The sequence below is a fragment of the Streptomyces sp. NPDC058671 genome, assembly GCF_042716475.1.
Taxonomy (GTDB): domain Bacteria; phylum Actinomycetota; class Actinomycetes; order Streptomycetales; family Streptomycetaceae; genus Streptomyces.
The window spans coordinates 17,120-37,305 of the sequence record NZ_JBHXSA010000039.1 but is presented as its reverse complement, the minus strand read 5'-3'; the positions used below and the strand labels follow the sequence as shown (position 1 = coordinate 37,305).

Here is a 20,186-nt window from a genome sequence, read left to right as displayed (position 1 = left end):
TTCGACGTCACCCAGGGCCAGAAGGGTCCGCAGGCGGAGAACATCCGCCCGGTCTGAGCCCCGCCTGCATCCCCGACGCCCCGCGGGCCGCTCTCGGCCGCCCGCGGGGCGTCGCCGCATTCCTCAGCGACGGCTTTCTCGTGCATCTGCCGACGCGGCTTCGTGGAGCTCGTGCCGCCGGACATCGACCCGCAGCAGCGGGCGCGGTCTCGAGCGCGCCGGGCACCACGCGTACGCAGCAGGCCACCGCCGACGCCCTGGGCGAGGTCTACTTCCCCGACGGCGACCGCCGCGCCCACGACCTCCTGGTCGAGCTGACCGACATCGAGCCGGCGCGCGGCCCACCGCTGATACGCCCGCCCCCCTCGACCCGGCCCAAGCGCCTCCGGCCGCGCCCTGGTCCGGTCCTGTCCTGGTGGCGGACATTGGCGGTGTCCTATGGCCGATCAGGACCGGTGCGGCGCCGGTCTAACGAGCTCGTGCACGGTAGGCGGTGAGACGTCGAAGGCTGCGGCGGGGCCGGTGCTCACCTCTGTCATCGAGGGCTCAGGTCTGCGGTCTGCTGGTGGGAGAGCAGGCCGGCGACGGCCTGGACCGTGTCGCTCGTGTGCTCACGACGGCCGAGGTGGCGGGCCAGTGCCCGCCAGTTCTTCAGATGGGCGATGCCATGCTCGACACGGATCCGCCTGGAGGAATGAGCTTTGCGCTGCCGCTCGTGCATTTCCTCGTACCAGTCCGGGGCGTTCTTCTTGAACTTGCGGTGCGGTGGCGTCACCACGCGTCCGCCGGTCTGGGCTCCGAGGCCCTGGTAGCCGGCGTCCGCGAGGATCTCCACCGCTGGGCCGTCCGCCAGGAGCCTGACCAGGCCTAACTCGCGGGCATGGGTGATGTCCGCGCAGCTTGCAGGTGTGGTCGGGCTGCAGAACAGCAGCCGTCCGTCCCCGTCGGTGAAGATCATGGACTTCACGGCGTTCTGCTTGTTCTTGCCGGAGATAAAGCGATCCCGGTCCTTGCGTCCGGCGGCCGGACGGCGGACCCGGATCTCGGTGCCGTCGATGATGCCGGTCTGCCCACTGGCGCCGAGGTGGTCGATGACTTCGCCCAGTGTCCGCATCCGGACGCCGGGGCTGATCGTGCACCCCCGCCCGGCCAGCAGCGGCCGCACCTCGCCGATGGCCCGGGTGATGGTGGAACGGTCCACGCCGAACCAGCAGGCCAGCACGTCATGGGTGACCCCGTGACGGAGGTGGACGAGCGTGGCCAGTAGCCGGTCGACGAACACCAGCCGGTGCTTCGCGCCGGCGCCCACACCTCGCTGCCGCGGCCGGGAGGCCAGCTTTGCCTGGTGACGCTCATGCCATAACGGGCCCAGGTCCGCGACGAGTTCAGCGATCACATCGGCCGACAGGCCCGTGATCCGACGGCTGCTGACGATCGCTGCACGAGTCACGGTCCCCACCACCCCACCATGATCGACCATCCGTGGCTCGACGCCTCACCGCCTACCGTGCACGAGCTCGTAGGGCCTGTTGCGAAAGTGGCGTGGTCGCCCGAAGGGCGGCCACGCGGCAGGCGCCGCTTCGTTTCAGGTTCCCAAGGACCGCTGTCCCTGGGAGCCGTGGGCTGCGAGCGGAAGACTGCGCAGCGACAGTGCGCTCGGCGCTGGCAGCGCTCCGTGGGCCGCCTCGGCGCGGAACGACTGGAGCAAGTAGGCCACCAGACGCCGGGACGCCGCACGGTCACCCGGCAATGCGGTGACCAGACCGCAGTGGGACAACAAGGCCACGGCAAAGTCGGAGGGGTGGAAGTCGGCCCGCAGCACGCCCGCCGCCTGAGCCCTGCGGACCAGGGTCATGAAGTCCTGCTCGGCCTGTTCCCGTACCCGCGCGTGTTCTCGCGTGCTGTCCGGAAAGGCCGCGACGAACGCGGCCGGGAAACCCCGTTCCTCCCGTTGCAGTTCGCAGACCGTCTCGACCAGTCGCTGGAAGCCCTGCCACGGATCGGGGTCGGCCAGCGCCTCGGTGAGCGCCCGGGCGCAGGTGTCCATCTGGTGCGCGAACGCGGCACGCACCAGGGCGTCCCGTGTCGGGAAACGCCGGTACAGCGTCGCCACGCCGACCCCCGCCCGCCGGGCCACGGTCGCCATAGGCGCGTCGATGCCGTGCTCGGCGAAGACCAGGCGGGCAGCCGAGAGGATGCGCTGCCGGTTGCGCCGGGCGTCCGCCCGCAGACTGTCCCGCCCCGCGATCCGAGAGGATTCCCCCACCGCTGTCTCTCACCTCCGGTCAAAGGGACGATCTCGTCCACTTGCCAGCCTACGCTCGGCGCCACGATCCCCCGCACGGCCCCTGGTGGCGAAGGTGAGAACGCAACGATGGACGACCGCACGATGAAAGCCGTACTGTTCGACCGCTTCGGCGGCCCCGAGGTGCTGTATGTGGGCCGGGTGCCACGTCCCGGACCGGCACCCGGCGAGGTCCTCGTGCGCGTGCGCGCGTTCAGCGTGAACGGCGGCGAACTCGCGGCCCGTTCCGGTCGGGTCCGCCTCATCACCGGCCGGAAGTTCCCGCAGCGCATCGGGCTGGACTTCACTGGCGAGATCGCCGCACTCGGCGCCGGCGCGACCGGCGTAGCGGTCGGCGACCGGGTGTGGGGCGTCCTGGGCCGCAGCTCCGGATTCGGCAGCGCCGCCGAGTACGTGACGGTACGGCCCGAGCGGCTCGGCCGGGTCCCGGACGGCCTGGACCTCGTGGCCGCTGCCGCGCTGCCGGTAGCCACCACGGCCATCACGGCCCTCCACGACAAGGCCGCACTGCGCCCCGGCGAACGGCTGCTTGTACGGGGGGCGGCGGGCGGCGTCGGCAACGCCGCCGTCCAGCTGGGACAGGCGTACGGTGCTGAGGTCACGGCCCTGGCCCGCGCTGCCAACCTCGACTTCGTCCGTACGCTCGGTGCCCACCACGCCGTCGACCACCGGACCGTGTCCCCTGCGGAACTGGGACTGTTCGACGTGGTCCTCGACACGGCGGGCACCGACCTGCGTACCGTACGGCGGATGCTGAAGCCGGGCGGACGCATGGTCACCATCGCCTTCGACCTGACGCGGCCCGCCGCCTCGCTGGGCTACATCGCGGCCAGCGCTGTCCACGGACGCGGCCGGGTGCGCTTCTTCAGCGGCAACCCCGAACGTGCGCTCTTCGACGACCTCGCCCGCCAGGTGACAGAGGGGAAGCTGCGGCCGGCGGTGGACACGGTCTTCCCGCTGAAAGAGACAGCGGCCGCACACCGGGCGCTGGAGGCGGGCGGTGTGCGGGGCAAGTACGTGGTCAGGGTCGACTAGCGAGCTCGTGCACGGTAAGCGGTGAGACGCCGTCCTGCGAATCGCCGATCATGGCTGCGTGGTGGGGAGCGCGACGCGCACAGCGATCATCAGCGACCGGAGGATCACGGGCCTGTCAGCGGCTGTGATCGCTGAAATCGTCTCCGAGGGAGGGCCGTTGTGGCAGGAACGGCACCAGGCCAGGCTTGCGTCCCGGCCGCGGAAGCGTGCCGTGGGCGCCGGGGCGAAACACCGCCTGGTCTTTGTCGACCGGCTCTTGGCCACACTCGTTCACCTTCGCCACGGGGTTACTCACGACGTGCTGGCCTGCTGGTTCGGTGTGGACCGCTCGACTGTCACCCGGGCCATCGGCGAGGTGCGGCCCCTGCTCGCCGAGCGGGGATGCACCATCAGCCCCGGCGTGCGGCTGCGAACCCTGGCCGAGGTCGTCGACCACCTCGGCGCCAGTGGCCAGACCGGCATCATCGACGGCACCGAGATCCGGGTCCGCCGCCCGGCTGCCGGACGCAAGGACCGCGACGTGTTCATCTCCGGCAAGAACAAGCAGAACGCCGTCAAGACCATGGTCCTCACCGACCAGAACGGGCGGGTGCTGTTCTGCAGCCCGACCAGGCCAGGCAGCTGCGCGGACATCACCCACGCCCGCCAGCTGGGCCTGGTCAAGCTCCTGGTGGACGGTCCAGCGGTCGAGATCCTCGCCGATGCCGGCTACCAAGGTCTCGGAGCCCAGACCGCCGGACGTGTGGTGACACCCCCGCACCGGAAGTTCAAGAAGAACGCCCCGGACTGGTACGAGGAAACGCACGAGCGACAGCGCAAGGCGCATTCCTCGCGCCGCATCCGGGTCGAGCACGGCATCGCCCACTTGAAGAACTGGCGGGCACTGGCCCGCCACCTCGGCCGCCGCGAGCACATCAGCGACAGCGTCCAGGCTGTCGCCGGCCTGCTGTCCCAGCAGCAGACCGCAGACCTGGACCCCCGACGACAGAGGTGAGCACCAGTCCCACCGAAGCCCTCGACCTCTCACCGCCTACCGTGCACGAGCTCGTTAGGGGCAGGCCCACGTGGAATCTGGCTGCGAGCCCGGCGAAGGTGTGACCGCAGCGAAGGTGGGACAGGGCCGTCAGCGCCTGGCAGCTGCAGTCAGCTGCCGCCGGGTGCCGATCTGTCGTCGCCGAGCGGCCAAGCCTCGCCGCAGCAGCCGCAGCGTGCAAGTGGACAGATGCAGCCTGGACGGGTGGGCAGTGACTCGGGGCTCTAACGAGCTCGTGCATGGTTGGCGGTGAGACGTCAAAAGGTGCAGGTCGGCCTGGTGGTCACCGTGGCTGACCGGCCCCGCGGGTAATGGTCTGCTGGTGTGAGAGGAGTCCGGCGCCGGCTTGGATGGTGTCGCTCTTAGAACTCCTAACGGAATGAAGGCTGGACAATGTGGTGGCGGTGGAGGGGCTGAGTCGCGCACCATGGCCGTGACGGTTGACGATTGCGGCATCGCAGAGGTTGTGTAGTGGATCTGATCCATCTCTCGGACGGCATCAACAGCTTCCGGGTTCGAGTGCTGGGCCGTCGCATGCCGGGGGTACTTCCGCTGCACGACCTTCTTGATGCAGAGGTCCTCATCGGGAGTGGTTTCGGGAACGGGCGCCTGGGGCTAACCCTGCTTCCTGACGACTTGGACGGATGGGCCCAGGGCCTGGACATGCTTGCTGCTGGTCATGACATCTGCTGGATCGACGACAACCGCAGCCCTGAGATCCGTGTCCTGGCGCTTGATGAAGAGCAGGAGACGCCAGCCGTGAGGATTGAAGACCTCTCTGGCTCTGGTGCGTCCATGTTCCTGCCGATCTGCCTTGAGGAGGGATGGATCGACGACCAGCGCAGGCTGCTGCAGGCGGTACGGCGAGAGTGGCCGCGCGAGGTCCGGCAGACTTCACCCATGGCCTACGAGTGGCGACGCTGAACGGCAGCAAGTCGACGCCAGCAGATCAGCGCACATCCGAGGGTGAGGAAGGCTTCGTGGATGTCGTCGCGGATCTCCCAGCGGATCCGCAGGCGGCGGAACCAATGCAGGTGGGCGAACGCGCGCTCGACAACCCAGCGTTGGGTGCCCAGGCCGGAGCCGTGCTCGGTGCCGCGGCGGGCGATGAGCGGTTTCACACCGAGATCTTAGACCAGGCGGCGGTACTTGTCGTCGTCGTAACCGCGGTCGGCCAGCACGACGTCCGGGCGGCGCCGAGGCCGACCGCGCTTGCCCCGCACCGGCGGCACGGCTTGCAGGAGTGGGAGCAGCTGGGTGACGTCGTTGCGGTTGCCGCCGGTCAAGGTGGCGGCGAGCGGGATGCCGGTGGCATCGGTGATCAGGTGGTGCTTGCTGCCCGTCCTGCCCCGGTCGACAGGACTTCGTCCCGTCTTGGACCCCCCTTTAACGCCCGGATGTGAGAGCCGTCCACAGCCGCCCGGGAGAAGTCCAGGGCGTTCGCGCCGCGGAGCTTGGCCAGGAGGACCTCGTGCAATCGGGGCCACACGCCTGCCTCCGTCCACTCGGCCAGGCGGCGCCAGCAGGTCATGCCCGAGCCGAAGCCGAGTTCCTGCGGCAGGTGTTCCCAGCCGATCCCGGTGTTCAGGACGAACAGGATGCCTTGGAACACCAGCCGGTCCGGATGCCGCTTGCGTCCCGGATGCCGGGCTCGGCGCTCGACCCCCGGCAGCAGTGGCTCGATCACCGCCCACAGCTCGTCGTCGACATCCCACGGCTTCCGCCGAGCCACCCCGCACCCCCAGATCAACGGCCCCGGAGTGATCCAACCACCTCGAAGATCATTTCGTTAGGAGTTCTTATGCTCGCGGCGGCCGTGGTGCGGGCGAGTGCTCGCCAGTTCTTGAGGGTGCGATGCCGTGCTCGACGCGAATGCGGCGTGAGGAGTGGGCCTTGCGCTGGCGCTCGTGGATCTCCTCGTACCAGTCCGGCGGATTCTTTTTGAACTTGCGGTGTGGTGGTGTCACGACGCGGCCGCCGGTCTAGGGCCTGTCCGATGGGACGCAGCACCGATCGGGCACAGGGTGGCCAATGATCGCTGTTAACGTCGGCAGTCCGTTGATGGCTGGTCATCGGGAAGGGAGCCCAGATGGAAGCACCAAGCAGGCCGTTCCTGATGCATATCGGAGATCTCTTCTGGCAGAACCAGGAGAGGGTGGTCATGCTGGCCGGCCTGATCGAGCGCGGGCGGGTTCGTAAGGGCGATGTGGTGGAGATAGTCGGTTTCGGTGGGACCGCACTCGTCGCCGTCGAAGAGATCGAAGCTTCGCGGCGGTATGTCGACGAGGCGAGTGCAGGCATGAACGTGGGCCTGCTGATACGTGGGGCGGCAGCCGGCGCGGTGGAGCGGGGGCAGGTGCTGGCGGCACCTGGCTCAATCAGCGGACACACCCGTTTTGCCGCGGACATCACGCTCTTGTCCGAGGAACACGGTGGTACTGAAGTACGCACTGGTGAGCGACTCCACTTCCACTTCGGCACTGCCGCTGTAGCGGGAGACGTGACGCTTACCGGGGGATTGGATGTGTTGAATCCGCTTCACCGGGGCGACGTGACGATCACGCTTGAACGGCCTGTAGCCCTGGAGGAAGGGCAGTCCTTTGCTTTTCGGCACCGCGGACGGGCTGCTGGCTCAGGGCGTGTGATGCGCCTTCTCGACTGAGCCTCCTCAACGAAGCCAGAGCCGAATCGTTGCGGCAGTGACCGTGCCATGGAAGACATAGACGCGCTTGTCAAAGCGTGTCGCCACGGCGCGTGATCCCTTGAGGCCGTTGATCGTTCGTTCTACCTCGTTCCTGCGGACGTACCTGGCCCGGTCGAAGCCGGCAGGTCTCCCTCCCCTGCTGCCACGCTTCTGTCGATGTTCTCGCTGATCGCGGCGCTCGGGAATGGTGTGCTTGATCTGTCGGCGACGCAGGTAACGGCGGTTGCGGCGGAAGCTGTACGTCTTGTCCCCGCTCAGGTGGTCGGGTCGAGTGCGAGGATGGCCGCCGGCCGGACGCGGCACGCGAATACGCTCCAGTACAGGGATCAACTGGGGCCCGTCGCCAGCCTGACCGGGTGTGGCCAAGATCGCCAGCGGCCGCCGACCGCCTTCGCCCGACAAGTGGATTTTCGTGGTCAGCCCTCCTCGGGAACGGTCCAGCCCCTCGTCGCCCCGATGATGGGCAGGCCAGGCCCGTCTGCCCGGAATCCGTGGAGGCGCCTTGCGGGCGCCCGCCGCGTGTTGATGTGCACGGCACACCGTCGAATCCACGCCCACCATGGACCAGTCGATGCGGCCATCGGCATCAGCCGCGGTCAAGACGGCCTGAAGTATCCCGTCCCACGTGCCGTCCGCCGACCAGCGGCGGTGCCTGTCATGCACGGTCTTCCCGCTTCCAAAACGCTCAGGCAAATCCCGCCAGGGGATGCCCGTCCGGTGCCGGAAGAAGATGCCGTCGATGATCACGCGATGACTCTTCCACCGTCCGCCCCGTCCTGTGTTCTTCGGCAAGTGCGGCTCCAGCCGAGCCCACTCCAGGTCTGTCAGATCGCCCCGCCCCATGTGGGACAGAACGATCCGGGAACGCGCCCGTCACCTGACCCACCGGACACGACCTAGGTTCGCGCAGGAGAGCTGGATCGACTACCTCGCTGCCTGCACGAACGACGATGCGAAGCCGCCAGAGAGATCTTGAAGGACCAGTGACGGGACCATCCGCGAGAAATGCTGCGACACCGTGATGGGGCAGGCCCGACAATCGTTCGATGACTGCCAAGAAGCGTTGCCTCACCCTCCATGTTGTCGTTCCGGATCTTTCGCAGAGGGGCGCAAGCGTGGAGGTCCGACCGCTGGTCGATAGTGAGGACATCTTGGCTGAGGTGTTCACAGAAGGGCCGGGCGAAGATCCCAAGTACCTCTTGCTGCCGGACGGTCCTCTTACGGCTGGTCCCGAGCCGCACGAGGTGCGGCTGGCCGAGGCCACGTGCACCGAAGGGTGCTGCGGCGCTCTCTATGTGACCATCCGGCGCGACGGCGACCACGTGATCTGGAGTGAGTGGCGCAACCCTGACGAGGACAACATTGACCTGCCTGAGTTCTGGTTCGATGCTCAGGAGTACCAGACAGAGGTAGAGCGAGCCGTTGCTGACCACAGCTGGGAGTGGCCAGCACGCACCGTTGCCCGGCTGCTGGAGCTGGATCTCAGAGAGCGCGCCGACTGGCTTGCACGATGGGAATGTGAACTCGGCGGTGTGTCCGCCTGGCTTTGGGAGCCCGACGAGATCAACCTCTTTCTCTTCCATCCGGGCCGCTCGGCCATCGGGGAAGACCGCCCATGGCTGCAGTTCCGGACGGTGCTTGACGTCTGCAGTGACGACCCTGAAAGTCAGGCCGAGAGACTTGCTGAGCACCTCGTGGCGGGTGACCCACGTCAGACAGCCGAGGTCTGTGGGGGATCTCCGGAGTACGCCAAGCAGCTTGGTTACCCGTGGCCGCAGCGGCGGAGGACCTGAACGCGAGGAACACCGCACCCCGAGAGGAACAGTGCAGGGTTGGAACACTGCCTCTTCACCAGTCGGCACAACTGGAAGTCATGGCTTCGCGAAGAGCGCGAACGCGGCGACCGATGCCAGGATGAGCAAGGACCAGGTGATCGTCAGCCGGCGCCTCGCGATTCTTCTCCGCCCTCGCCTGATTCCTCCCTTCACGAGCCCATCCACATCAACGGAGAAGTCGCTTGCCGTGTCTCGCAGCAAGCGCCTCGTCTGCCCGTCCATTCCAAGGCACCCCCAATCAACCGCCCATACTGTGCCCAGCCGCATAGGGCCGCTGTAAGGGGGGACAAACGCTCGGCGCCCGCACCGTAAGGGGCGGTCTTGAGGAAGCTCACGGTCTGAACCTGCAGACGGCACGAGACCTCGGGCGCGGACATGGCAGCCTGCGGTCTCGCGTGTGCCGGCAAGTTCAACATCTGCCGACGGCAGTACCGCCTCCCCGACACGACCGGCCGAGCCTGACATCAGCCTCACGGACAGTTCGTGCCTACCGTCCTTGGCATCGTTGCGTGCTGCCGCCGACGCCAGTAACGGACCGCCGGGTCAAAGCCGCGCGGAGCTCGACTCGTCCAGGTGATCCGGGCGACGCAACCGACTCCCCCCCCGGGGGGGAGTTTTGGCGGGCATGGAGCCGATTGACCCGATCCACCTCAAGGAGCCCGGCCTGATCGTCCTGGACATCACCGCTGCCGACGAAGCGACTCTCCAGGCGGCCGCCGGGGCACTCGGCCGGCACTGGGCGACCTCTGGGACACCGCGGGTACGGCGCGTTCCGGGGGAGCCGGGTGTGACCGCACGGCTCTACGCCGACCTGCGCCGCTGACCCACAAGCCGCCTCTGCGGCCGGCTGCGCCGGCCCCTGACAGGCCCGGGGCCCGACCCGGCTGCTCGGTCGGACGTCTGGGTGTGGGTCGGGGGATCGGGGGCATGCGGGTGGTGAGCGCATGGGACCGCTCTGGATATGCAGGGCCTGCCGCGCTCCCCCCTTCCGGCGGGCTCTTGGGTGGATGAACGGCCCGCACCGGGTGACGGTGCGGGCCGTTCGGCGTGTGGGCCCGTGGTGCCGGGCGAAAGGGAGGGTTCGGCCGGACACTGGCCAAGCAGACCCGCATCCCCGGCGACACGTCCACGCCGGTGGTGGCCTGACCGGCACTCCGCCCTCGCCCGCCGACACCTCTATGTAGGCGATCCGTACGTAGAGGTGGCCGTGCGGGCTGGCGGGCGGCGGCAAGGGGAGACTGAGACGGTAAGTACAGCACGACGCCGGGCCCTCGGCCCTGGCCCTGAGATCTCCGAGTCGGCCGCCCGCGATCCGCGCGCCCTGACCGCCGCTGAACGCGCCGTCACCGGCGAGTGGACCGCCGAACCCGCCCCCGCGTCCCGGGAGCCTCAGCCTGTCCGGCGGCGCCTCGGCGGCGGTCCCGCCGATCCCGGTACGGCGCCTGCGCCTGTCCCGTAGGGTCCCGGTAGCCCGTGCCGATATGGCGTGCGCGGGTGAGGCCCGGCGCCCAGACGCGCTCTGGGGGCAGTACCGTCGGGCCGCCCCAGACTTTGCGCTGCACGTTCGTATTGCCTGATCCCTAGACGGTCCCTGCGTCGTATTGGATGTCTCGATGGCCAGACGACAGAAGAAGATGCGACCGAGTTTTGGGCTGCCCAAAGGGCTTGTGCTGCTCGCGACGCCGGACGGTTGGCGTCACAGCGTCCTCACCGTAGAAGGCGGAATGCTCTGCGGGTGTCTGGCCATACCAGCCGATACCGACCCGCAAGAGGCGCGAGCGGCGGCGGCTGACATGGTGACGGCCCTTGCGCGTGACTTCCACGCAGCGGGTGTTGAAGTGATCTGGGATCCACCGCAGGAGCTCTGGTCGTGGACCGCCCAGGTTGTGTCTGCGGCCAGGGGCCAAGCTGCACCCCCGGCCGCCGAGTGACAAGCTCAGTGCTCGTAGCCCGACTTTTGGTCCACTGGCTGCGTAGGTTTCAAGCGAAAGCACTCGGCGGTGGATTTTTTGCATCACGCCGTGCACGGAGAGAGGGGAAGCAGCCCAAGCTCAGCGCCTGGCGGCAAAGCCAGCTGGTCCAGCAGCACCAGTCCGGCGAGCACATCATCGCCGACCTGGCTGAGCTCTTCTCTGTCAGCCGCGCCACCGTCTGCCGCGTCCTTGAGCGCCACCAGAACGCATCCGTGCCATCGACCTCCGGCGGGCAGTGACGTGCTGCCCTACGTTTACCGGGTCACCAAGTACGACCCCGCCGACCGCGACCTGCACGGCCACTACGCCGGCGCCGAGCCCGCGACCAGCGACCACGGACCAGTGGAAGCCGCCTACCTGCGGGCCGTCGCCGCCTTCGCCGAGGAAATTGGCGTCGACCAGCTGGCCATCCGCGAGCCGCAACTCGGCGGCTTCGCCCACTTCGGCCTGGAACCACCGATCGACGGCTACGGCCTGCCCGACCTGTTCTCGGCCGGCCCCGCGGGATTCCACGACGGTGCGCTGGTGCCGATTGTCGTCGGCCTGGAACTCGTCCGGGCCATGCTCCGTGATCACGGTGCCTGGTGTCGATTGGAGGCAGAGGGGGCTTTCACTGTGCACGTGGGCTGGGACCAGTACCTCTACATCGGCAGCAACCTGCTCTGCGAAACCGCACTGGCCCGCACCGGCGCGCTCGGCCTGTTCCCGGAACGCCTGGACGCCTCGCCGTACGACTTCGCCCCCGACGACCCCGCGTACGTGCAGCGGCCGGCCGACTCCGACTTCTGGGCCCGCCTGCAGTGGACCATCAGCGCCCACCGCGCTGTGTTCCTGGAGGAGACCTTCGCCGCCAACGCCTCCCGGTGGCACCGCCTGACCCGCGACAACATCGAGACCGTGCGCTCCCAGCTGGCCCCACGCGCACAGTTGGCAATCTGGCCGGACCTGCTCACCGACGTCGACAAGGCGGTGGCCGCTCTGCCCGACGAAGGCCTCGTGGAGATCGTCTGGGAGGACGAGGACGGGCAGATCACGAGCATGGTCGTGGACGAGACCCAGTTTGAGGCAGTGACCTCCCAGCTCGCCGGCGTGCGTGCTGTCGGCGTCGTATCCATGTATGCCGGTGCAGATCTCCCGCTGTTCACCGCTGTGCTGCCAGACAGCGACGGCGTTCTACGCGCTCGCTGGCAGACCGAGCCGACGCCCAGCGACCGGGCCTGGGCGTTCTTGAAGACCCTGCGGCGCGGCCAGGTCGTCACCGGCACGGTGACGTCCATCGCTTGCTTCGGCGTCACCTTTGTGGACATCGGCGGCTTTACCGCGATGATCAACACCCCGGAGCTGTCCTGGCGCCCATTCGACCATCCGTCCAACGTCGTCAGCGTCGGCCAGGAGGTCACAGCCGAGGTCCTTGACGTCGACATGGTCCGGGAACGGGTGCCTCTGTCGCTCCGGGCGGTGGAGGAGGACCCGTGGCCGCAGGTAGCGCAGCGGATCGGCCAGGTGGTCATCGGGCCGGTCACCAAGATCGTGCCGTTCGGCGTCTTCGTCCGCATCGAAGACCGAGAGGACGGCTTCCAGGGGCTCGTGCACACCAGTGAGCTGGATGAATCCTCCGGAGACGCAGTCGAGGTCGGCGACGCCCTCACCGTGAAGATCATTGAGGTCGACATCGCGCGCCGTCGCATTTCCTTGTCGCATACCCAGGCCCGCACAACCCGCCCTGAGGGCGGCAGTGAGGGTGGATCGGCATGAGGGGTCAGGAGGCCGAGCTCGATCGGGATATAGCCCTGCTCTTGGCGGGCATGGCGTTCACCGAGATACGGCATCTGGCCGGGAGGCCCCAGCGCGGGGAGCAGGACACCTCCCATGACGAGGTTCTGGACCGCATCAGATTCCTGGCCAACTTGAGCCACAACCTTCCGCACGGCCCCGTGCCAGGAGGCCCTCCCGCCTGGGCAAGCCCATCGGGAGCTCTGAGCAGGCGATGAGCGAACGGCCGATGAGCTCGGTGTGGAACACCGCCGGCCCCGGACGCTTGTGCATGGATGCGCGTCACATCGAACAGGGGCTTCAGTGGCTTGGTATGCCGGTCTGGAGATTGGCCTGTTCGGGCTATTGGTGATCACTCGGTAGCACTAGGCTACGTCCGTGGTGGTTGGTGAAGATGCCCAGTTGAAGGGCTTCTCGGGTGCCCGCAGAGCCAAGCAGTGGCTCGAGGGCACGATGCGTATCTTCGGGGCGTACGCGAACACGGACTCGCCGTCCTGCGGCCGCCGGCTGACTCTTGCGTGGCCGCATGGCGGGCGGACGTTCTCCTTCGACCTGGGGGGAACGATGCGCGGCGAGCCGTATCAGAGCGACACGTTCTGCGCGGAGGTCAAGAACTACTCGCAGCCGGGCGACCAGGGGACACACTTCGATGAGTTCCTCGCCAAGTGCTACGTCGCCGCCCAGATCCAGCATCACCTGAGCGATCACTTCATGTGGATCACCTGGTCACCGTTCCGGGCGAACTCCTGGTCGACGCTCAGCTCCGCCGACCAGGTGGAGGCGGCTGTCCTGCAGCATCGCAGCCGAGTGTTCGGGACCGATGACCTCGATGAGGCCAGGAAGCTTCTGGACCCCGAACTCGCCCGGTCGGTCGCCGCTCGCCTGTGGCTGATCGTGCTCTCGGAGAAACAGGAGACTCTTCTGCCTCTCAAGGACTGGGCCGCCATCGTGGCCGCTGAACTCACCCGCAGAGAGGGCTCGTGGTGAACATCGTCGAACAGTCGATCGCCCAGGCCATGGACGAGCCCGACGACCGGATGATGTTCACCCGCGTCAAGGACATCGTCGCCCGGCACCTGACCCGCATGGACCCCCGCGCCAACGTCACCCAGACCGAGTTCTTCAACCACACCCACGTTCCCGACATGGTCCTGGACTGGCCCGCAAGACCCCGCACACCGCGCCGGTTCATCTACCTGCGCACCACAGCCGACCAGCGCGAACTCGAAGACGACCTGCACCGCCTGCCCAGCACGGACCGGCCGGTGCTCCTGACCCTGGGCCAGCTGCCCTTCACCCCACGGCGAGGAGAGCTCCCCTCACTGCCCGACAGCAGCACCACCCTCCTTCTCGACACCTCCGCGCTCGGCACCCTGCAGCCCCCCGACAGCTCACCCGGCATCCCCCACCTGGTCTCCCGGTCCGTCCTCGAAGGCGGCCGCGGCGCCCTCGACGGAGCGGCGACCGAAGAACTCCTCAACACCCTCGTCCGCGGAGCCGAAGCCGCCCGCGCCGGAGAACGCCTCCCCACCCGCGACGCCGTCGACGCCCTCACCGCGCAGATGACCACCGACGTCGCGGACCAGATGTCCGCCTTCCTCGCCGCGCTCTGGCAAGGCGGAGGCTCCGCACTCTCCACCTTCCCTTCCTCCCGCAGGGGAATGGGCAACCTCGACGAGACAGCACTGACCTACCTGCTGGAATCCGAGGAAATCACCGACGCCGCCTTCTGGAACCGCGTCGTCAAGATGATCAGCCTCCCCGTACTACTCCGCACCCCCACCACCGACACCGGCAACCTCCAGCACCTCATGCGCCAGGCGATCCAGCTGTGGAACAGCCGCGTCTGCATGATCGTGCCAGGCATGGCCGATGCGACCACCAGCCCCTGGCGCTGGGCAGTCAAGGCAGGACAGCTGATCCTGCAGACTCCACGCTTCCAGATCCAGGTCGCCCAGTCCCGCCGGCAACTCCCACAAGGAGAGGAAGCCCCCCTGCCCCGCCTCGACGAGGTACGCAGCCGAGCCGACCGCTTCGGCATCCCGCTGACAGCCCTGCGCATGGTCGTAACAGATCGCCACATCGGATACGGCGGACCCGGCGACAACATCTCCCACGACACCCGCCTCGACGGCATCAGCGACGCACTCGGGCAGGCCGAGGGCGTCATCGAAGCCGACGCACGCATCGCCTCCGGCGCCATCCTCCAATGCCTGTTCGGCCCCAGAGTCGCAAGCGCCCGCGGCGCACGCACCCAGATCCCCCTGGACGCTCTCCTGGGAACAACAACACGCCTGCTCTCCGACCTCACCGATGACGAAGCCGAAAAGATCACCCAACTCCTCGGAGCACAACAACCGCTCCCGGACCAGCCATGGAGCCAGCCCAGCTTCGACGACCTATAACCCCTGACCGCAACCACTGGACCATGGACGTGGGCTTGACCAGGAAGACGTACATCGCGTCCCGGCAAAGTGGACGTTCCAGTGTCGCGTGACTTCCGTCTCTACGAGGCCGGACGGCATTTGCGCCCGCGTCTGTCCTTGACGGCGTCGGCGCCCGGCTGTCCTGCGCCCGGACTCGAACCGCCCGCCGCTGCCTGGCTCGCGAGGTAGCCGGATACGGTGATGCGGCGGCCGGCTTACGCCCAGGCCAGCTGCTCGTGCTGCGTCGGCGAGACTTCGGGGGCGATATACAGAGAGCACAAGGGGTCAGACGACGCGGACTGGTACCGCCCGTTCTGCCAGCAGGTGCGTTAGCGCGTCGACCTCTGCTTGAGGCACGGCGATGGCGGCCAGGCGACGTGCGCGGGTGACGGCGACATACCAGACACGCAGGACCTCGTCGGTGGCCGGGTCTGCGGTGGCCCAACGCTGGACGCTTCCGGCATCGGGCAGCAACAGCAAGACGCCGTCGGCTTCATCGCCCTTGAGCTGGTGGACGATGTTGGTCCGGATACCGGTGGCCACCTGGAAGCGCGACAGGGTTGGTTTACCGGCGGGGCGGCCCTTGCCGCCTTGCGGAGCGGCCCGGGGCAGAGGGGGCCAGGCCTTCATGGCCTGCCAGACCTCCGGCCCCCATTCCCGGTGGGCCGCAGGCAGGCTGTGCAGGAAGGCGAACGCCGTGCGGTTGACCTGTCCGGCCGAGAGACGATGGCCGGCCATGATGCGGTCGGGGCCGCCGGTCTCGCCCGGGTCCCAGTAGCCGAACAGGACGCGCACGGCGACCGCACAGGCCCGGGCGAGGTCATCGCCGCTGGTGCCCGGGGTGTGGGTGACGGTGCGGGCCCAGTCCGCCGACGGTGCGAGTGGTCAGTCGCCGGACGACAAGCGCCGGCGTGACGAGATCCGGTCCTGGGCCCGGACCCAGGGAATGGCCGTCTCGCACGACCGGCTCCATCCCCAGGAACGTCATGAACGCCTGGAACAACCGGGACAGCAACTCCGTCACCGTCCCACCCCGCGCCAAGCTGGGTACTCAAAGGCGTCTTGACCCGACGCCACGCACGTCGGCCGGCGCCTCACCGGTACGGGGGTGGGTCACCCTGCTCCGTACCGGCGGCGGCGCCGGCTTCGGCGCCTACGCGCCGCTCGTCTCGGCCTGAGGGGAGCCCGGGCTGAACCCTTAGGTAATGCCTGATGGGTACCTCAATGCCGGATCGTGTAGACGAGGTATGGCCACGACCGCTGCGTGGTCGTGGCCATACCTTGCCTGTACGGGTTAGCAGTGAAGGTGCGGGTGTCTTTCCAGTTGGTCCAGTCGGCTGCCATTGACCAGATGTCGGGCGTGCTGCCGGTGTCGTTGTGGGCATCGCGGGTGCCGACGAGGCATTCCATTTGGGCTGTCGGCCATCCGCCAATGCCGTAAGTGGTGTCCACACTGGTCAGGGAGCTGGCCTTGGTGGCGAGGGAAGTGAGATCTACACCTTTGCCGGAGGGCTTGCCCTTACGCAGTATGAGCCTCGGTCGAGGGCGGGGAGCGACCGTGGTGTGGTCGTTTCCCGTCCCCTGTCTGGCTGGTCAGCCGATGGCTCGGTTGCTGGTCCAGCCCAGGTCGCTGGCCATGAAGCGCGTCCCGTGTGCGTCAATTCCTCCAGGGTAGAAGTAGAGCTTCCCGTCGGATGCGGCTGCCCAGATGTCGGGGATGGTGTCACCGTTGGCGTCGGGGGTACCCATGAGCATGGGCATGGAGTCCTTGTTCCAGCCGCCTGTGCCGTAGACCTCGTCCTTGCCGGTTTTGGAGTTCGCGCCTACGGCAAGGGAAGTGAAGTCGACGCCGCCGTTTGTGCCGGGCTTGCCGTGTCGTAGGAGCAGACCGCGCCCGGTTTCCTCGGTGCGGAAGAGCAGGTCGGGCACGCCGTCTCCGCCGATGTCCGAGACGCTGACGATGTCGCGGGTGGCCCAGGGTGCGCTGGTGAGCATGCGGGCTTCGGTGAAGGAGGCTCCGTTGTAGCCGGTGAAGGCCCAGAGCTGGTCGCCGGCGGTGGCGAACATGTCGGGGAGGCCGTCGCCGGTGACGTCGCCGGTGGCGAGGATCTGGGTGTAGACGAAGGTGGAGGGGGCGGGTGCGTTGGAGGGGAGGAGGATTTCGCGGCGTTTGGAGATGTTGACGGCCCCGTAGCCGTCGCCGGGGTAGACCCACCACTTTCCGCCGACGCCTGCGATGACGTCTTGCAGGCCATCGCCGCCGTAGAAGTCTCCGTTGTGGGTGATCAGGGCGCCGGTGAAGTATCCGGAGACCGGGCCGATGAACGTCTCCTCCTTGTCACCGCCGTTGGGATCCTTTGCAGGGTTCTCTCGGTACGCGCCGGACATGGAGTAGTCGATGTCGCCGGTGGGCTTGAGGTCCTTGTCCGCATGTGAGGGGGAGACACGGAGGTTGCCGCCCGCGGTGATGGTCAGCATGTCTGGGAGCTTGTCGCCGGTGAAATCTCCTGCGCCGTCCGCCTGGTCGCGTGGGGTGACGTAGAAGAAGTACTTGGTGGGCTGGGAGGCGTGACCGGCTCCGTCGATGGCTCTCACGTAGAGCACGTTGGGGCCGGCGGCGGGGGGCTTGGCGTTGGAGATAGTGGCCGAGACCGTGGTGGCGGTGCCTGCAGTGCGGGTCAGGAAGTCGGGGTAGCTATTGGCGTTGAAGCCGTATTCGTAGCGTATGACGTCAGTCTCGATGGCCCGGACGGTGAAGGAGCCCGCGGTGCCGAACTTCTTTGCCGACCAGTTGGAGTCTTCGGGGGCATTGCCGAAGGAATTGTCGTTGTCTTCGCCGTCGGCGTTGGGGAAGTCGCTGGAGCTGACCTTGGGGGGGCTGGGCTCGGCGCTGTCGAAGACGAAACGGCACGGCACCTTGGGCGTGTAGACCGAGGAGGCGCCGGCGGCGTCGATGGCGCGGACCGACCAGGAGTAGACGGTGTTGTTCACCAGACCGCTGGTGGAGAAGGCGGGCGTAGTGCGGGTTGCGGCGCTGGTGTCGCCGCCGACGGAGACGGTGCCGGTCGACTTGAGCATGTCGCCGGTGACGGGCCACTTGTTGGTCGGCCACATGGCGAAGTCGAGATAGTCGAGGTTGTTGTCCTTGTCGGTGGACCTGGCGGTGAAGGCGATGCTGGGGGAGCCGACCCTGACGTAGGGAGGTGCGGTGGTGCACTTGAAGTCGGGGCTGAGGTCGAGGCTGGTGGGGGTGCTCGGCGGCCGGTTGTAGGTCAGCTCGAGCACGGGGGCGTTGTCACCGTCGGCCGTGAACTTCTTCCAGGCGTACTGGGAGTTCTCGTCCCGGGCCCGCAGACCGAAGGTGATCATGCTCCTGCCCTGGTCGGCGGCCTTCTGCGCGGCCCCCTTCACGTCGAAGGTCTCATATGCGTCGCGGCAGCCTGTCTTGTAGCCGTGCGCGAAGCTCCGTGACGGTGAGGCCAGGTTGGCGTCGGTGAGAGCGGGCGCGTTCTTCCAGTTGGTGCGCCCGTTGATCGGGCCGGTCACGTGGACGGACATGGCGCGTGGGCTGCAGGACCACGAGTACGTCTCGAGCATCCGAAGGGTGGCCTTCTGGATCTTGGCGCCCTTGAGGTCCTTGTCGTACGCGATGTTGAAGTACGACCGGGAGGTGCCCCAGGTGTCGGACTCGAAGCCGACGCGGGCTTCGTGGGTTCCGCTAGGGTTGAAGTCTTTGCCGTTGAAGAACGTGGCCCTGGGGTGACGGCTGTAAGCGGTGGTCCAGTCCTGGGTGTGCTTCTTGACGGTGGGGTCGATGAAGACGGGGTAAACGGTGGCCGGGTCGTTGAGGAAGTCCAGGCTGGGGGTGAGCAGCCAGGATCCGTCTCCGAGGTCGGCTTCGACGATGTCGCCGCGTGACTCGGGGGAGGGTCCGTTGAGCAGCGGCAGGCTCAAGGTGGCAGCATTGCCGCTCTGCGAGGGTGCGGGTGTCGGTTCGGCCGGTGCGGGAGGCAGCGGTGCGTCGGTGAGCGTGGGGGCTGCTTCGTCCGTGGCCGTGGGCAGGATCTCGGCCTCGGGGTCGACGTTGTCGTCGGCGAGTTCCTCGGTGGTCGTGCTGGGGCTCGGCTCCGCGGCGGTGCTCGTGCTGGTCGGCGTTTGCAGGGATTCTGAGGCGGTCGGCTGGGAGGACGCGCCGAGGTTTCCGTCGGTGACGGCCGGGGGGCCGCTGCTGTCCCACATCAGCGGGGTTGGCGACAGGGCGACTTCCTGCCCGTCCAGGTCCTTGGCTGCGACGATGCCGGACGTCGGATCAAGGCGGAAGGTGAGCGTAGGTGAGGTCAGCCCGTACGACAGCTGCGCGACCCGCGGGTTTGCGGCGGCCTGACGGTTTTTCAGGACGAGGAGCTGGGCGAAGCCGTCGTCCTCAGCCGTCAGGACGAGATCCGCGCCGGGAAGGATCTCCGGATACAGAGCCCGTGATCCGTCGATGACTGGCGCGGGCACAGGGCCGGGCCAGGTGAGCTGGATCTCGTGGGACTCGGGGATCTCTACGGTGCCGCCAACGGTGAGCGTGACCAGTGGGTTGCCCGGCTCCGTTTCGGCCTTGAGGCCCTTGACAAGCGAGACCCTGCGCACGTGTCCGCGCGACGCCCGCTCGCCATCACCGGCACTGCCACCGGAGAACACCATCTGGGTGTTCGTGGCTGCGGGCGCCCAGCCCGTGCCCGACCGCTTCAGCGTGGTGTCGATCGACTTCCACTCATGGCCGACCTTGGCCCAGACCGGCGAGGAGTACAGCTTCCTGGTCGTCAATCCGTCTGGACGGGCCCACGTCGTCGAGCGGACAGTCCGCAGCTGCGTGACCTCGACCGGCTTGCCGGTCTTGCGGGCCAGCGAAACCGCTGAGGCATGGCTTATCGGTTGTGTCTTCGGCTTGTTGCCGGAGCTCTCGCCGTCTGCTGGGGGGTGTGCGGCCTCGCCGGAGGACCCGGTGTGGAAACCCGCGTAGGTGATGCCGCCCGCGGCAAGGGCGGCCGCGAGCGCCAGAGCGCCCATGCGCCGCTGCCGTATCTGTCTCATCAGGTGAGGACCCCTCTTCCAGC

General features: G+C 67.8%; 17 protein-coding genes and 2 pseudogenes. 11 read left to right on the top strand and 8 right to left on the bottom strand.

The features are described from left to right. Positions 1-535: 535 nt before the first annotated feature. Positions 536-1,462 carry a transposase family protein gene (locus tag ACFWV2_RS31540; RefSeq protein WP_384410355.1) on the bottom strand — a complete coding sequence of 309 codons (927 nt, stop codon included), beginning with the start codon at positions 1,460-1,462 and terminating at the stop codon, positions 536-538. Positions 1,463-1,585: 123 nt separating this feature from the next. Further along, on the bottom strand, positions 1,586-2,266 hold the full coding sequence (locus tag ACFWV2_RS31535; protein ID WP_384410352.1) for a TetR/AcrR family transcriptional regulator: 681 nt from the start codon (positions 2,264-2,266) through the stop codon (positions 1,586-1,588). Between the two features lie 108 nt (positions 2,267-2,374). Here ACFWV2_RS31535 and ACFWV2_RS31530 point away from each other — a divergent pair, with 108 nt between their 5' ends. Continuing rightward, complete coding sequence (locus tag ACFWV2_RS31530; RefSeq protein ID WP_384410349.1) at positions 2,375-3,340, top strand: NAD(P)-dependent alcohol dehydrogenase; 966 nt, start codon at positions 2,375-2,377, stop codon at positions 3,338-3,340. 58 nt (positions 3,341-3,398) lie between these two features. Further along, positions 3,399-4,334 (top strand): transposase family protein, encoded by a 936-nt coding sequence (locus ACFWV2_RS31525; RefSeq protein WP_384410346.1) that lies wholly within the window; start codon positions 3,399-3,401, stop codon positions 4,332-4,334. Between the two features lie 61 nt (positions 4,335-4,395). On the opposite strand, the pseudogene ACFWV2_RS31520 reads toward ACFWV2_RS31525, so the two are convergent. Next, positions 4,396-4,634, bottom strand: a pseudogene (locus ACFWV2_RS31520) (hypothetical protein); the annotation flags it as partial. Positions 4,635-4,844: 210 nt separating this feature from the next. On the opposite strand from ACFWV2_RS31520, the gene ACFWV2_RS31515 reads away from it, so the two are divergent. Further along, the gene (locus ACFWV2_RS31515) at positions 4,845-5,297 is read left to right on the top strand and encodes a DUF5959 family protein (RefSeq protein WP_384410343.1); all 453 of its coding nucleotides are present in this window, start codon (positions 4,845-4,847) and stop codon (positions 5,295-5,297) included. Here the strand turns inward: ACFWV2_RS31515 and ACFWV2_RS31510 are convergent. Beyond that, positions 5,279-6,105, bottom strand: a pseudogene (locus ACFWV2_RS31510) (IS5 family transposase). The gene ACFWV2_RS31515 and the pseudogene ACFWV2_RS31510 sit on opposite strands and share 19 nt — an antisense overlap. A 357-nt stretch (positions 6,106-6,462) precedes the next feature. Here ACFWV2_RS31510 and ACFWV2_RS31505 point away from each other — a divergent pair. Beyond that, a complete protein-coding gene (locus tag ACFWV2_RS31505; RefSeq protein ID WP_384410341.1) occupies positions 6,463-7,035 on the top strand; it encodes an EF-Tu/IF-2/RF-3 family GTPase in 573 nt (190 codons plus the stop codon). Between the two features lie 6 nt (positions 7,036-7,041). On the opposite strand, the gene ACFWV2_RS31500 is transcribed toward ACFWV2_RS31505, so the two are convergent. Continuing rightward, the gene (locus ACFWV2_RS31500) at positions 7,042-7,920 is read right to left on the bottom strand and encodes an IS5 family transposase (RefSeq protein WP_384410338.1); all 879 of its coding nucleotides are present in this window, start codon (positions 7,918-7,920) and stop codon (positions 7,042-7,044) included. A gap of 203 nt (positions 7,921-8,123) precedes the next feature. Between ACFWV2_RS31500 and ACFWV2_RS31495 the strand changes: the two genes are divergently transcribed. The 6 genes from ACFWV2_RS31495 (at position 8,124) to ACFWV2_RS31470 (ending at position 15,063) form a co-directional block, all read left to right on the top strand. Further along, positions 8,124-8,870, top strand: a complete 747-nt coding sequence (locus ACFWV2_RS31495; protein WP_384410335.1) for a hypothetical protein — start codon at positions 8,124-8,126, stop codon at positions 8,868-8,870. A gap of 667 nt (positions 8,871-9,537) precedes the next feature. Beyond that, a complete protein-coding gene (locus ACFWV2_RS31490; protein ID WP_384410332.1) occupies positions 9,538-9,735 on the top strand; it encodes a DUF6207 family protein in 198 nt (65 codons plus the stop codon). Between the two features lie 1,047 nt (positions 9,736-10,782). Beyond that, positions 10,783-11,124, top strand: a complete 342-nt coding sequence (locus ACFWV2_RS31485; protein ID WP_384410329.1) for a helix-turn-helix domain-containing protein — start codon at positions 10,783-10,785, stop codon at positions 11,122-11,124. 1 nt (position 11,125) lies between these two features. Continuing rightward, complete coding sequence (locus ACFWV2_RS31480) at positions 11,126-12,640, top strand: S1 RNA-binding domain-containing protein (RefSeq protein WP_384410326.1); 1,515 nt, start codon at positions 11,126-11,128, stop codon at positions 12,638-12,640. Between the two features lie 396 nt (positions 12,641-13,036). Then, complete coding sequence (locus ACFWV2_RS31475) at positions 13,037-13,645, top strand: hypothetical protein (protein ID WP_384410323.1); 609 nt, start codon at positions 13,037-13,039, stop codon at positions 13,643-13,645. Next, entirely contained in the window at positions 13,642-15,063 is a 1,422-nt protein-coding gene (locus tag ACFWV2_RS31470; protein WP_384410320.1) for a hypothetical protein, read from the top strand. The genes ACFWV2_RS31475 and ACFWV2_RS31470 overlap by 4 nt, the downstream gene beginning before the upstream one ends. A 306-nt stretch (positions 15,064-15,369) precedes the next feature. Here ACFWV2_RS31470 and ACFWV2_RS31465 read toward each other — a convergent pair whose 3' ends face one another. Next, on the bottom strand, positions 15,370-15,879 hold the full coding sequence (locus tag ACFWV2_RS31465; protein ID WP_384410317.1) for a hypothetical protein: 510 nt from the start codon (positions 15,877-15,879) through the stop codon (positions 15,370-15,372). A 191-nt stretch (positions 15,880-16,070) separates the two neighbouring features. Here ACFWV2_RS31465 and ACFWV2_RS31460 point away from each other — a divergent pair, with 191 nt between their 5' ends. Further along, positions 16,071-16,262 (top strand): hypothetical protein, encoded by a 192-nt coding sequence (locus ACFWV2_RS31460; protein ID WP_384410314.1) that lies wholly within the window; start codon positions 16,071-16,073, stop codon positions 16,260-16,262. A gap of 43 nt (positions 16,263-16,305) precedes the next feature. Here ACFWV2_RS31460 and ACFWV2_RS31455 read toward each other — a convergent pair whose 3' ends face one another. Both ACFWV2_RS31455 and ACFWV2_RS31450 read right to left on the bottom strand, forming a co-directional pair. Beyond that, complete coding sequence (locus tag ACFWV2_RS31455; protein WP_384410312.1) at positions 16,306-16,536, bottom strand: hypothetical protein; 231 nt, start codon at positions 16,534-16,536, stop codon at positions 16,306-16,308. 141 nt (positions 16,537-16,677) lie between these two features. Continuing rightward, entirely contained in the window at positions 16,678-20,163 is a 3,486-nt protein-coding gene (locus ACFWV2_RS31450) for a DNRLRE domain-containing protein (protein ID WP_384410309.1), read from the bottom strand. Positions 20,164-20,186: the final 23 nt, after the last annotated feature.

Bases quoted from the DNA above. Each gene is read 5' to 3' on its own strand.
- ACFWV2_RS31450 (WP_384410309.1), bottom strand. From the start codon at position 20,163: ATGAGACAGATACGGCAGCGGCGCATGGGCGCTCTGGCGCTCGCGGCC.
- ACFWV2_RS31460 (WP_384410314.1), top strand. From the start codon at position 16,071: ATGAACGCCTGGAACAACCGGGACAGCAACTCCGTCACCGTCCCACCC.
- ACFWV2_RS31490 (WP_384410332.1), top strand. From the start codon at position 9,538: ATGGAGCCGATTGACCCGATCCACCTCAAGGAGCCCGGCCTGATCGTC.
- ACFWV2_RS31495 (WP_384410335.1), top strand. From the start codon at position 8,124: ATGACTGCCAAGAAGCGTTGCCTCACCCTCCATGTTGTCGTTCCGGAT.
- ACFWV2_RS31500 (WP_384410338.1), bottom strand. From the start codon at position 7,920: ATGGGGCGGGGCGATCTGACAGACCTGGAGTGGGCTCGGCTGGAGCCG.
- ACFWV2_RS31530 (WP_384410349.1), top strand. From the start codon at position 2,375: ATGGACGACCGCACGATGAAAGCCGTACTGTTCGACCGCTTCGGCGGC.
- ACFWV2_RS31505 (WP_384410341.1), top strand. From the start codon at position 6,463: ATGGAAGCACCAAGCAGGCCGTTCCTGATGCATATCGGAGATCTCTTC.